Source organism: Streptomyces sp. UW30, assembly GCF_008042075.1.
Classification (GTDB): Bacteria; Actinomycetota; Actinomycetes; order Streptomycetales; family Streptomycetaceae; genus Streptomyces.
Genome location: NZ_RDBN01000005.1, coordinates 1,090,904 through 1,103,837 on the forward strand (window position 1 = coordinate 1,090,904; position 12,934 = coordinate 1,103,837).

Sequence of the window (12,934 nt, forward strand, 5' to 3'; positions counted from 1 at the left end):
CTGTGACCCCGACGAGGTCGACTACAAGATCCCGGGCAACGACGACGCGATCCGCTCCGTCACCCTGCTCACCCGTGTGATCGCCGACGCCGTCGCCGAGGGCCTCATCTCCCGTTCCGGCGTCGCCACCGGCGACAAGGGTGAGAAGGCCGCGGGCGAGCCGCTCGCCGAGTGGGAGCGCGACCTGCTCGAGGGCGAGAAGAAGGCTGAGGAGGCCCCGGCCGCCGCCGAGGCTCCGGCCGAGGCCCCGGCTGAGGCCGCTGCCGAGGCTCCGGCCGAAGCTGCTGCCGAGGCTCCGGCTGAGGCTGCTGCCGAGGCTCCGGCCGCCGWGGGCGAGCAGGCCTGACACCGTCAGCGTCAGGGTTGACGGCGGGAGCGGTACTGCACCCACTTGCGCCATTGGCGCGGTGAAGTCCGCTCCCGCCGTTCACCCGTAGGTCGACGAAAGGTCAGCGGCTTCCGCCTTCATGGGGGCCGTAGACCCCGTAGATCTTCGATCTTCCAGACTTCGAGAAAGATTCACAGACTCATGGCGAACTACACCGCCGCTGACGTCAAGAAGCTCCGTGAGCTCACCGGCGCCGGCATGATGGACTGCAAGAAGGCGCTGGACGAGGCCGAGGGCAACGTGGAGAAGGCCGTCGAGGCGCTCCGCATCAAGGGCCAGAAGGGCGTCGCCAAGCGCGAGGGCCGCTCCGCCGAGAACGGCGCCGTGGTCTCGATCATCGCTGACGACAACTCCTCCGGTGTCCTCGTCGAGCTGAAGTGCGAGACGGACTTCGTCGCCAAGGGTGACAAGTTCCAGGCCGTCGCCACCGCGATCGCCGAGCACGTCGCGAAGACCTCCCCGGCCGACATCGAGGCTCTGCTCGCCTCCGAGATCGAGGCCGGCAAGACCGTCCAGGCGTTCGTGGACGAGGCCAACGCCAACCTGGGCGAGAAGATCGTCCTGGACCGCTTCGCGCAGTACACCGACGGCTTCGTGCTCGCGTACATGCACCGCACGATGCCCGACCTGCCCCCGCAGATCGGTGTCCTCGTCGAGCTGGACAAGCCGAACGCCGAGATCGCCAAGGGCGTCGCCCAGCACATCGCCGCCTTCGCGCCGAAGTACCTCTCCAAGGAGGACGTGCCGGCCGAGGTCGTCGAGTCCGAGCGTCGCGTCGCCGAGGAGACCACCCGCGCCGAGGGCAAGCCCGAGGCCGCCCTGCCGAAGATCGTCGAGGGTCGCCTCAATGGCTTCTTCAAGGACGCCACGCTGCTCGGCCAGCCGTACGCGCTCGACAACAAGAAGTCCGTCCAGAAGGTTCTGGACGAGGCCGGTGTCACCCTGAAGCGCTTCACGCGCATCAAGGTCGGCATCTGAGTCCGTGCCGCGATCGGCGCCTCGCACCGATAGGGTCGAGGGCAGTCGTTGGCGGACGCCGTCATCGCGTACGCGCGCGTGACGGACGACAGCAGATCTGACGAGGAGGCCATTGCCGCGCATGGGATGCGAAACACACCCCAACCGGCAATGGCCTTCTTCGTATGTGCACCACGTAACAAAGGCGGGATCTCGATGACCACCAAGCCCCAGAAGAGCGACGACGGCAAAGTACGCGGCCGGTTTCTGCTGAAGCTGTCCGGAGAGGCCTTCTCCGGCGGCGGGGGCCTCGGCGTCGACCCGGACGTGGTGCACAAGATCGCCCGCGAGATCGCGGCCGTCGTGCGCGACGGCGCGCAGGTCGCGGTCGTCATCGGCGGCGGCAACTTCTTCCGCGGCGCCGAACTCCAGCAGCGCGGCATGGACCGGGCACGCTCCGACTACATGGGCATGCTCGGCACCGTGATGAACTGCCTCGCCCTCCAGGACTTCCTGGAGAAGGAGGGGATCGACTCGCGGGTGCAGACCGCGATCACCATGGGGCAGGTCGCCGAGCCCTACATCCCGCTGCGTGCCGTACGGCATCTGGAGAAGGGCCGCGTGGTCATCTTCGGCGCCGGTATGGGCATGCCGTACTTCTCCACCGACACCACCGCCGCGCAGCGCGCCCTGGAGATCGACGCCGAGGCGCTGCTGATGGGCAAGAACGGTGTCGACGGGGTCTATGACTCCGACCCCAAGACCAACCCGGACGCCGTCAAGTTCGACTCCCTCGGCTACGGCGAGGTCATCACGCGCGAGCTCAAGGTCGCCGACGCCACGGCGGTCACCCTGTGCCGCGACAACAAGCTCCCGATCCTCGTCTTCGAGCTTCTTGCGGAGGGCAATATCGCCCGCGCCGTCAAGGGTGAGAAGATCGGCACGCTTGTGGGTGAGCAGGGCGGTCGGGGCTGACGCTCCGACAACTCCGACAACGAACCCGTCCGGGGGACGGACGGGGCGGACCCTGACCGGGGGATGGACAATGTCCTGCCGGTCGGGAACCGTGCAGGAAGAAGACGCGACGCAGCCGGCCGCCGCCCCACCGAGGAACCGCAGCCGGGCCTTACTCAAGACACGCAGGAGCAAGTGGTGATCGAAGAGACCCTCCTCGAGGCCGAGGAGAAGATGGAGAAGGCCGTCGTGGTCGCCAAGGAGGACTTCGCTGCGATTCGCACCGGCCGTGCGCACCCGGCGATGTTCAACAAGATCGTGGCCGACTACTACGGCGCGCCGACGCCGATCAACCAGCTGGCTTCGTTCTCCGTGCCGGAGCCGCGCATGGCGGTCGTGACCCCGTTCGACAAGAGCGCGCTGCGCAACATCGAGCAGGCGATCCGCGACTCCGACCTCGGCGTCAACCCGAGCAACGACGGCAACATCATCCGGGTGGTGTTCCCCGAACTCACCGAGGAGCGCCGCCGCGACTACATCAAGGTCGCCAAGGGCAAGGCCGAGGACGCGCGCGTGTCCATCCGCTCCGTGCGCCGCAAGGCCAAGGACGCCATCGACAAGCTGATCAAGGACGGCGAGATCGGCGAGGACGAGGGCCGCCGCGCGGAGAAGGAGCTCGACGACACCACGCACAAGTACGTCGCTCAGGTGGACGAGCTCCTCAAGCACAAGGAAGCCGAGCTGCTCGAGGTCTGATGAACGACTCTTCCTGGGGGGCGCCGCCACAAGCCGGGCAGGCCGGGCAGGCCGGGTACTGGGGGGCCACCGCGCGTGGACCTGTCCAGGGGGCTGCCCCGGCGGGTCCCGCGTACGATGCGCCTGAGGCGCAGCACACTCGCCCCATGCCCATCGTGCCCGACGTACCCGCGTATGGCGGAGACCAGGATGACGACCGGGGGGCCGCTCGGCTGAGCGGCCCCTTGTTCCACACCCGACCGCCGCAGGCGCGGCCTCATGACACGCCGCAGGCGCGGCCCTTCGAGGCGGCGTCGCAGAATCCGGAGCCCATGCCCGACGCCCCGCCGCCGGCGCCCCAGCCGCAGAAGAAGAGCGCGGGGCGCGACCTGGGTGCGGCCATAGGGGTCGGTGTCGGGCTGGGCGTGGTGATCGTCGCGTCGCTGTTCGTCGTCAAGGCCGTGTTCGTGGGTGTCGTCGCGGTCGCCGTCGTCGTGGGCCTGTGGGAGCTGACCAAGCGGCTCGAGGAGCGCAAGGGCATCAAGGCGCCGCTCGTCCCGCTCGCGCTGGGCGGCGCGGCCATGGTGGTCGCCGGGTACGTCCGGGGTGCCGAGGGTGCCTGGGTGGCGATGGCGCTGACCGCGCTGGCCGTGCTGGTCTGGCGGTTCACGGAGCCGCCGGAGGGCTACCTCAGGGACGTCACCGCGGGCGTCTTCGCGGCGTTCTACGTGCCGTTCCTGGCGACGTTCGTCGCGATGATGCTGACGGCCGACGACGGCCCGTGGCGCGTCCTGACGTTCCTGCTCCTGACGGTCGTCAGCGACACCGGCGCGTACGCGATCGGCTGGCGCTTCGGCAAGCACAAGCTCGCTCCGCGCATCAGCCCCGGCAAGACCCGCGAGGGCCTGCTCGGCGCGGTGAGCTTCGCGATGGTGGCGGGCGCGCTGTGCATGGAGTTCCTGATCGACGACGGCACGTGGTGGCAGGGCCTGCTCCTGGGCCTCGCGGTCGCGGCCAGCGCCACCCTGGGCGACCTCGGCGAGTCGATGATCAAGCGGGACCTCGGCATCAAGGACATGGGCACGCTGCTGCCGGGGCACGGCGGGATCATGGACCGGCTGGACTCGCTGCTGCCTACGGCGCCGGTGGTGTGGCTGTTGCTGGTGCTGTTCGTGGGGTCCGGCTGACGGTCACCTCCGGCCGACCGTATGCGTACGGCTGACGGTTCAGTGGCATCAGAGGAGCCCCGGGGCCCCCGCTCTCGCCGAGCGGGGGCTCCTCGCCGTCTCGGCACATGGCGCGATGGTGTCCCGGAGCCTGCGGTGGGACCATTCCCCTGTACGCCCGTAATGGGGCCTCTCTAAGGGGGTCGTCATGACCGCCATCCGAGAAATCATCGACGTCGACCGGACCCCGGCCGATGTCTACGCGTACATCACCGACCCCTCTCACCTGCCGGAATGGCAGTTGAGCGCCGTCTCGGCCGAGTCGCTCGACGAGGGTCCGATCCACACCGGCTCCCGGGTCCGGGTCACCCGTCGCATCGGCAGCCGTCAGCTGCCGATGACGGTGCAGTTCGACGCGCTCGACCCTCCGTACGGCTGGGACCTGCACGGGATCGACGGCCCCGTCAGGGCCCGCACGCACGGTCGGATCGAGCCGCTCGACGACGGGCGCCGCTCCCGTGTGACGATCGACATCGACTTCGAGGGGCACGGCCTCGGCAAGGTCCTGGTCCCCCTCGTCGTCCGCCCCCAGGTCCGCAAGGAACTCCCGCGCGACGAGCAACTCCTCAAGAACAGGCTGGAAGGCACGTCGGCCTAGACCTTGCTGCAGTCGTCGTTGCAGTCCTCGTTGCAGTCCTCGATGGCCCGGTTGACGCTCGCTGACGGCTCTGCTGACAGCCTGCGGTCCTCGGCCCCGGACCATCGGAGTTGATCTGCGACACTGGTTGAGCCATGCCTAAGCCCGGAGAACTCACATTCGTCGCCCCCCGCGGAGCCAAGAAGCCGCCGCGGCATCTTGCCGATCTCACGCCCGGTGAGCGTAAGGACGCTGTCGCTGCGATCGGGGAGAAACCCTTTCGTGCCAAGCAGCTCTCGCAGCACTACTTCGCTCGGTACGCGCACGACCCGGAGCAGTGGACCGACATCCCTGCCGGGTCGCGGGACAAGCTGCGCGAGGAGCTGTTTCCGGAGCTCATGACCGTCGTGCGGCATCTGTCGACGGACCAGGGCGACACGCGCAAGACGCTGTGGCGGCTGTTCGACGGGACGCTCGTCGAGTCGGTGCTGATGCGGTATCCGGACCGGGTGACCATGTGCATCAGCTCGCAGGCCGGGTGCGGAATGAACTGTCCCTTCTGTGCCACGGGACAGGCGGGGCTCGATCGCAATCTGTCCACCGCCGAGATCGTGCACCAGATCGTGGACGGGATGCGGGCGCTGAGGGACGGGGACGTGCCGGGAGGGCCCGCTCGGCTGTCCAACATCGTCTTCATGGGGATGGGCGAGCCGCTCGCCAACTACAACCGGGTTGTGGGGTCGATCAGGCGGCTCACCGACCCCGAGCCCGACGGGCTGGGGCTGTCGCAGCGGGGGATCACCGTCTCGACCGTCGGGCTCGTCCCGGCCATCCACCGGTTCGCCGACGAGGGCTTCAAGTGCCGGCTCGCGATCTCCCTGCACGCGCCCGACGACGAGCTGCGCGACACCCTCGTACCCGTGAACACGCGGTGGAAGGTGCGCGAGGTGCTGGATGCCGGCTTCGAGTACGTCGAGAAAAGCGGCCGTCGGCTGTCCATCGAGTACGCCCTCATCCGGGACATCAACGACCAGGCCTGGCGTGGTGACCGGCTCGGGCGGCTGCTCAAGGGCAAGCCGGTGCATGTGAACCTGATTCCGCTGAATCCGACTCCGGGCTCGAAGTGGACCGCTTCCCGCCCCGAGGACGAGAAGGCGTTCGTCGAGGCCATCGCCGCGCACGGCGTGCCGGTGACGATCCGGGACACCCGTGGTCAGGAGATCGACGGGGCCTGCGGTCAGCTGGCGGCCACCGAGCGGTAATCTGAGCGCGTACACCCGTACGTACATCTTCATATTCCGACAGGGGAGCGCCACAGCGCTGAGAGTGCGGCAACCGGGCCGCAGACCCTCTGAACCTTGCCCAGGTCATTCTGGGTAGGAAGTTCGGTCATCACTCAAGCTGTTGCGCCCTGCCCGGGAGCCGATGAGAGGGCTCCCGGGCAGGGCCGCGTCTCTTCCTGGTCAACCCCAGGAGGAATCAAGTGAGCATCACCAAGAGGGCCACGGTCTTCGCCGTCGGGCTCGGACTCGTCACGCTGTCCGCGTGCGGGTCGTCCGACTCGGGGAGCGACAACCCCGAATCCAAGAGCAAGACCGTGACGCTCGTCAGCCACAACTCGTGGTCGGTCTCCAAGGGCGTCCTCGCCGCGTTCGAGAAGCAGTCCGGCTACAAGGTCAAGGTCCTGGAGGACGGCGACGCCGGGCAGGCCGTCAACAAGGCGATCCTGACCAAGGACAACCCCCAGGGCGACGTCTTCTTCGGCGTCGACAACACCCTGCTGTCCCGGGCGCTCGACAACGATCTGTTCCAGTCGTACGAGGCCAAGGGCTCCGACCTGGTCCTGCCCGAGTTCCGGGTCGACCAGGACAAGCACCGGGTCACTCCCGTCGACACCGGCGACATCTGCGTCAACTATGACAAGGCGTACTTCAGCGAGCACAAGCTGGCCCCGCCGACGACGTACGACGATCTGATCAAGCCCGCGTACAAGGACCTCCTCGTCACCGAGAACGCCTCCACCTCCTCGCCGGGACTGGGATTCCTCCTGGGGACCGCCGCGAAGTACGGCGACGACGGCTGGCAGGACTACTGGAAGAAGCTGAAGGCCAACGGCGTGAAGGTCGTCGACGGCTGGGAGCAGGCCTACAACGAGGAGTTCTCCGGTTCCGCCGGCGGCAAGAAGGCCAAGGCCGACCGCCCGCTCGTCGTGTCGTACGCCTCCTCGCCGCCCGCCGAGGTGATCTACGCCGATCCGAAGCCCACGACCGCGCCGACCGGCGTCGCGACCGGCACCTGCTTCCGCCAGGTCGAGTACGCCGGGCTGCTCGCGGGCGCCAAGAACACCGAGGGCGGCAAGGCACTCCTCGACTTCCTGCTGACCAAGACGTTCCAGGACGACATGCCGCTCAACATGTTCGTCTACCCGGTGCGGGAGGCCGCCCAGGTGCCGCCGGAGTTCGTGAAGTACGGCCCGCAGGCCGAGAACCCCGAGACCCTGGACCCGGCGAAGATCGCCGACAACCGTGACGACTGGGTCAAGTCGTGGACCTCGCTCGTACTGAAGTAGCCCCGCCAAGGAGCCGTAAGGGGAACGCGGTGCGGCTCGGCCTCATCGCCGTGCCCGTCGCGTTCTTCGCGGTCTTCTTCGCCTACCCCGTCGCCGCGATCGTCGCGCGCGGACTGAAAGTCGACGGGGTGTGGCAGTTCGGGCGCCTGTGGGACGTGCTCGGGGAGTCCGACATCCGGCACGTCCTGTGGTTCACCACCTGGCAGGCGCTCGCCTCCACCGCGCTGACCCTGCTGATCGCACTGCCGGGCGCCTATGTCTTCGCCCGCTTCGACTTCCCCGGCAAGCAGGTCCTGCGGGCCGTCGTGACCGTGCCCTTCGTGCTGCCCACGGTCGTCGTCGGTACGGCGTTCCTCGCGCTCGTCGGCCGCGGCGGACTCCTCGACGAGCTGTGGGGCGTACGGCTCGACACCACCGTGTGGGCCATCCTGCTGGCGCACGTCTTCTTCAACTACGCCGTCGTCGTCCGCACGGTGGGAGGGCTCTGGGCGCAGCTCGACCCGCGGCAGGAGGAGGCCGCGCGGATGCTCGGGGCGTCGCCGCTGAAGGCCTGGCGGCAGGTCACCCTCCCGGCCCTCGGGCCCGCCGTGGCCGCCGCCGCGCTCATGGTCTTCCTGTTCACCTTCACCTCCTTCGGTGTGGTGCAGATCCTCGGCGGCCCGACCTTCTCCACCCTCGAAGTGGAGATCTACCGGCAGACCTCCGAGATCTTCGACCTGTCCACCGCCGCCGTGCTCACCCTCGTCCAGTTCGTGGCGGTGGGCGCGATCCTCGCCGTGCACGCCTGGACGGTACGGCGGCGGGAGAGCGCCCTGCGTCTGGTGGACGCGTCGCTGACCGCGCGGCGGCCGCGCGGGGCGGGACAGTGGGCGCTGCTGGCCGGTGTCCTGGCCGTCATCGCCGTACTCCTGCTGCTGCCGCTGGGCGTGCTGGTGCAGCGGTCCCTCGACGCGCCCGACTTCGGCTACTACCGGGCGCTGACCAGCGCCGACGGCGGGGTCTTCCTCGTCGCGCCGATCGAGGCGATCGGCAATTCGCTGCAGTACGCCGTCGTCGCCACCCTCATCGCCGTGCTGATCGGCGGTCTCGCGGCGGCCGCGCTGACCCGGCGGGACGCGGGCCGGTTCGTCCGGGGCTTCGACGCGCTGCTGATGCTGCCGCTCGGGGTGTCGGCGGTGACGGTCGGGTTCGGGTTCCTGATCGCCCTCGACGAGCCGCCGCTGGATCTGAGGAGTACCTGGATCCTCGTGCCCCTCGCCCAGGCGCTGGTCGGCGTCCCCTTCGTCGTACGGACCATGCTGCCCGTGCTGCGGGCGGTGGACCAGCGGCTGCGCGAGGCGGCGTCGGTGCTCGGGGCCTCGCCCTGGCGGGTCTGGCGCGAGGTCGATCTGCCGATGGTGCGCCGGGCGCTGCTGATTGCCGCCGGGTTCGCCTTCGCGGTGTCGCTGGGGGAGTTCGGCGCGACCGTGTTCATCGCGCGGCCCGACAACCCCACGCTGCCCGTCGCCGTCGCGCGGCTGCTGGGGCGGGCCGGCGAGCTCAACTACGGCCAGGCGATGGCCCTTTCGACGGTACTGATGATGGTGTGCGCGGTGGCGCTGCTGGTGCTGGAGCGGCTGCGGACCGACCGGAGCGGGGAGTTCTAGATGCTGCTGAGCCTGGACAGTGCGACCGTCCGCTTCGGCGGTCGGGCCGTGCTCGACGCCGTCGATCTCGATGTCACCGAGCACGAGATCGTATGCGTGCTCGGGCCCAGCGGCAGCGGCAAGTCGACGCTGCTGCGGGCGGTGGCGGGGCTGCAACCCCTCGACGCCGGGCGGGTGTCGCTCGACGGGCGGGACCAGGCGGGGGTGCCCGCGCACAAGCGGGGCGTCGGGCTGATGTTCCAGGACCATCAGCTGTTCCCGCAGCGGGACGTAGGCGGCAACGTGGCCTTCGGGGCGCGGATGCACGGCGCGTCGAAGGGTGAACAGGCCGAACGGGTACGGGAGTTGCTCGACCTGGTCGGTCTGCCGGGGGCGGCCGGGCGCGCCGTCGCCTCCCTCTCCGGCGGTGAGCAGCAGAGGGTCGCGCTGGCCCGTGCGCTCGCGCCCCGGCCGCGGCTGCTGATGCTGGACGAGCCGCTGGGGCAGCTCGACCGCTCGCTGCGGGAGCGGCTCGTCGTCGAACTCCGTGAGCTGTTCGGGCGGCTGGGCACCACCGTGCTGGCCGTGACGCACGACCAGGGCGAGGCCTTCGCGCTCGCCGACCGGGTCGTGGTGATGCGGGACGGGCGGATCGCCCAGAGCGGCACGCCGCTGGAAGTGTGGCAGCGGCCCGTGGACGAGTTCGTGGCGCGCTTCCTCGGGTTCGACAACGTGGTCGAGGGCACCGTCGCCGGGGCGGCCGCCGACACACCCTGGGGCAAGCTGCCCGTGGACGAGGACGCCGCGCAGGGCACGCGCACGCTGCTCGTACGGCCGGCCGGGGTCCGCCTCGTCGCCCCCGACGCGGGCCTGCGCTGCACGGTCGCCGCGCGGACCTTCAGGGGCACCCATGTCGCCGTGCACCTCCAGCCGCGGGAGGCGCCGCGCCTGGAGGCGGCCTGCGCGCTGCGGGATGCGCCCGAGGTCGGGGACACCGTGGGCGTCGAGTTCGACGCGGCCGAAATTGTCGTGCTCGGCTGATCGCGGCGCACATAGGGTGCGGGGCATGACGCTGCTCGCACACGACCGCTACTGCGACGAGATCGCCCACCAGGTCGGCCTGTTGAGGTCAGTGGTGACCTCCGGCGCCGATCTGTCGGCGACCGTGCCGACCTGCCCCGAGTGGTCCCTGGAACAGCTCGTGCGGCACACGGGCGGCGCCCTGCGCTGGGTGGAGCTGATGGTGCGGACGCGGGCCGAGGAGGAGATCCCGGAGGAGAAGGTCCCGGGGGGCGAGGGCCCCGAGGGCGACGCCGCCGCGCTCGACGCCTGGCTCGCGGAGACCGGCGAGATGGTCGTCGGCACGCTGCGGGAGGCCGGTCCCGACGCGAAGGTGTGGGGCTGGGCCGGGGTGCTCAACGCCGGGTTCTGGGCCCGCCGTATGACCCACGAGATCACGATCCATCGCGCGGACGCGACGCTCGCCGCCGGGCTGCCCTACGAGGTCGCCGCCGACGTGGCGGCCGACGCGATCGACGAGTGGCTGGAGATCGTGGAGTGGGCCCAGCGGACCGTGCCGGACGATCCGGCGCGTGAGCTGCGGCGAGAGGGGAGCAGCATCCATCTGCATGCCACGGACAACCCCCCGGATGTCGACGCGGAGTGGTTGATCGACGTCTCCGAGGACGTCATCGCCTGGCGCCGCGGCCACGAGAAGGCGACGGTCGCCCTGCGCGGCCCCCTCACCCCCGTACTCCTCGCCTTCTATCGTCGACTGCCGCTGGACAGCCCCGAGTTGGAGGTCCTCGGCGAGCGGGAGCTGCTGGAGTTCTGGCTGGAGCGGGCGACGTTCGGCTGACACGCGGATGGCCCGCCCCCGGAAAGGGGACGGGCCACCAGGGCGTTGCTCTACGGGTGCGTCAGCGGTCGCTGCTCGCCCCGCGCCGGCGCAGGCCGAAGAAGACCGCGCCGCCGCCGAGCGCGACCAGGGCGACCGCGATGCCGGCGATCAGGCCGGTGTTGGAGTTCGCACCGGTCTCGGCGAGGTTGGAGTCACCGGCCGCCGGGGACGGGGCGCTGCTCGCGGGGGCGGTGCTGTCGCTCTCCGACGGGACCGGGGTCGGGCTGTCGGTCTCCTCGGCCGGGGTCGAGGCGGTCTCCGACGGGGTGGGGGTGTCGGACGGAGCCGGCGGCTCCTCCTCTTCCTTCTTGCAGGCCGTGGACGGGGTCGTCAGGTTCGGCGTGATGTCCTCGTCGACGTAGCCGGCGGCCTTGACGTGGATCCGGTACTCGGCGTCCGGCTTCCAGTTCTCGGCGAAGGTGATGGTGACACCCTCGCGCGAGCCCTTGACCTCCTGCTCGCCGACCTTCTTCAGGTCGGCGCCGTTGTTCTGCAGGTACACCGTGACGGTCGCCGGGACACCGCTGGGGTCCACGTCGGTGACGGTGATGATGCCCTTGTCGCCGTCGCACTTGGCTTCGGCGGAGAATTCACTGATGTCGCACGCGAGCGCGTTGCCCGCGACAGAGAGCGCGAGCGCGGCCGAGGCGGAGACGACACCCAGAGCGCGCACGGAACGTGCGACAGTACGGCGGTTTATGGACACGTTTGTCCTTACGGGAGTTGCACCAGTGAGGGGGGTTCGACGGAGCCGGTGACGTGACACCACCGTCCCCAGGAGACTCACAGGTTTATAAGCGTGGCATAAGTAGTGTCAACGCATATGCAGCCTACAGTCGTTGGCTTTGCTCTCTTATTAACCGCCGAGACGTTTCAACGCCTCCGGCGCGTCCTCGATCCGGTCGACCAGGGCGATCCGCGCCTCCATCGACCGCTGACGGGCGAGGGACTTGAGCAGCGGCCACGCGGGCAGCTTCTCCGTCCAGTGCGCGCGGTCGACCAGGACCATGGGGGTGGGTTCACCGCGCGACTCGTAGTAGTTCGGCGTCGCGTTGTCGAAGATCTCCTGTACGGTCCCGGCGGCGCCCGGCAGGAAGACGACGCCCGCGCCCGAGCGGGCCAGGAGGCCGTCCTCGCGGGTGGCGTTGGCGAAGTACTTCGCGATGTGCGAGGCGAAGGGGTTCGGCGGCTCGTGGCCGTAGAACCAGGTCGGGATGCCGACCGAGCGGCCGCCCTTGGGCCAGCGGGCACGCACCTCGAAGGCGGCCGTCGCCCACTCGGTGATCGAGGGCGTGAACACGGGGGCCTTCGCGAGGATCCGGAGGGCTTCGGCGAGCATCTCGTCGTCGTACGGGGCGGCGTACGCGCCCAGGTTGGCGGCCTCCATCGCGCCCGGGCCGCCGCCGGTGGCGACCGTGAGGCCGGCGCGGGCCAGCTCCCGGCCGAGCCGCGCGGCACCCTCGTAGGCCGGCGTGCCGCGCCGCATCGCGTGGCCGCCCATGACGCCCACCACACGGGCGCCGGACAGGAGTTCGTCGAGCGCGTCCGAGATGGAGTCGTCGTGGATCGCCCGGAGCATGGAGGCGTACACGTCGCGGTCCGCCTTGGTCCGCTGGAACCAGGCGTACGCGTGGGCGTCGGGCGTGTTCTCGTAGCCGTCCGTGAGGGAGGCGAAGAGTTCGTCGGGGGAGTAGACCAGGCCCCGGTACGGATCGAAGGGGAGGTCCGGGACCGGCGGGAAGACCAGGGCGCCGCCGCCGCGGATCTTCGCGGCCGCCTCCTCGCGCATCGGGCAGCCGAGGAAGACGGCACCCGTCGTGTCCGTGCCGAGCAGTTCGCGCGTACGGTCCGTCAGGTCGACTGCCTGGATACGGAATCCGGCGAGGGAGCCGCGCGCCGAGACGGTCGCGTCGAACTCCTCCAGTGTCTCTATCTCACGGTCGTCGTGGTGGGCCGCATGGGCGGGCATCGTCTGCACCCGCCCATGCTAGGCACCGTGCGTC

The 12,934-nt window shown here is 69.8% G+C and carries 13 protein-coding genes and 1 riboswitch; of the genes, 11 read left to right on the plus strand and 2 right to left on the minus strand.

Annotated features, from left to right (window positions below):
* The 11 genes from EAO75_RS06715 to EAO75_RS06765 all read left to right on the plus strand — a co-directional run.
* A partial coding sequence (locus tag EAO75_RS06715; RefSeq protein WP_147994317.1) for a 30S ribosomal protein S2 occupies positions 1 to 346 on the plus strand: 346 nt, incomplete at its 5' end.
* Between the two features lie 183 nt (positions 347 to 529).
* Positions 530 to 1,366 (plus strand): translation elongation factor Ts, encoded by an 837-nt coding sequence (gene tsf, locus EAO75_RS06720; protein WP_147994033.1) that lies wholly within the window; start codon positions 530 to 532, stop codon positions 1,364 to 1,366.
* 195 nt (positions 1,367 to 1,561) lie between these two features.
* Entirely contained in the window at positions 1,562 to 2,320 is a 759-nt protein-coding gene (pyrH, locus tag EAO75_RS06725; protein WP_147994034.1) for a UMP kinase, read from the plus strand.
* 177 nt (positions 2,321 to 2,497) lie between these two features.
* A complete protein-coding gene (frr, locus tag EAO75_RS06730; RefSeq protein WP_147994035.1) occupies positions 2,498 to 3,055 on the plus strand; it encodes a ribosome recycling factor in 558 nt (185 codons plus the stop codon).
* Complete coding sequence (locus EAO75_RS06735; RefSeq protein ID WP_147994036.1) at positions 3,055 to 4,221, plus strand: phosphatidate cytidylyltransferase; 1,167 nt, start codon at positions 3,055 to 3,057, stop codon at positions 4,219 to 4,221. The genes frr and EAO75_RS06735 overlap by 1 nt, the downstream gene beginning before the upstream one ends.
* Positions 4,222 to 4,408: 187 nt before the next feature.
* Positions 4,409 to 4,858, plus strand: coding sequence for an SRPBCC family protein (locus EAO75_RS06740; protein ID WP_147994037.1), 450 nt, complete (start codon positions 4,409 to 4,411; stop codon positions 4,856 to 4,858).
* 134 nt (positions 4,859 to 4,992) lie between these two features.
* Complete coding sequence (rlmN, locus tag EAO75_RS06745) at positions 4,993 to 6,099, plus strand: 23S rRNA (adenine(2503)-C(2))-methyltransferase RlmN (RefSeq protein ID WP_147994038.1); 1,107 nt, start codon at positions 4,993 to 4,995, stop codon at positions 6,097 to 6,099.
* Positions 6,100 to 6,130: 31 nt separating this feature from the next.
* Positions 6,131 to 6,238: riboswitch (TPP riboswitch) on the plus strand.
* An 82-nt stretch (positions 6,239 to 6,320) separates the two neighbouring features.
* A complete protein-coding gene (locus EAO75_RS06750) occupies positions 6,321 to 7,406 on the plus strand; it encodes a thiamine ABC transporter substrate binding subunit (protein WP_147994039.1) in 1,086 nt (361 codons plus the stop codon).
* A complete protein-coding gene (locus EAO75_RS06755; protein WP_147994040.1) occupies positions 7,382 to 9,052 on the plus strand; it encodes an ABC transporter permease in 1,671 nt (556 codons plus the stop codon). The genes EAO75_RS06750 and EAO75_RS06755 overlap by 25 nt, the downstream gene beginning before the upstream one ends.
* Positions 9,053 to 10,072 (plus strand): ABC transporter ATP-binding protein, encoded by a 1,020-nt coding sequence (locus tag EAO75_RS06760; RefSeq protein WP_147994041.1) that lies wholly within the window; start codon positions 9,053 to 9,055, stop codon positions 10,070 to 10,072.
* Positions 10,073 to 10,097: 25 nt separating this feature from the next.
* On the plus strand, positions 10,098 to 10,889 hold the full coding sequence (locus EAO75_RS06765; protein WP_147994042.1) for a maleylpyruvate isomerase N-terminal domain-containing protein: 792 nt from the start codon (positions 10,098 to 10,100) through the stop codon (positions 10,887 to 10,889).
* 61 nt (positions 10,890 to 10,950) lie between these two features.
* Here the strand turns inward: EAO75_RS06765 and EAO75_RS06770 are convergent, their stop codons facing one another.
* Entirely contained in the window at positions 10,951 to 11,604 is a 654-nt protein-coding gene (locus EAO75_RS06770) for an LAETG motif-containing sortase-dependent surface protein (RefSeq protein WP_261989161.1), read from the minus strand.
* A gap of 183 nt (positions 11,605 to 11,787) precedes the next feature.
* Positions 11,788 to 12,909, minus strand: coding sequence for an LOG family protein (locus EAO75_RS06775; protein WP_147994044.1), 1,122 nt, complete (start codon positions 12,907 to 12,909; stop codon positions 11,788 to 11,790).
* Positions 12,910 to 12,934: the final 25 nt, after the last annotated feature.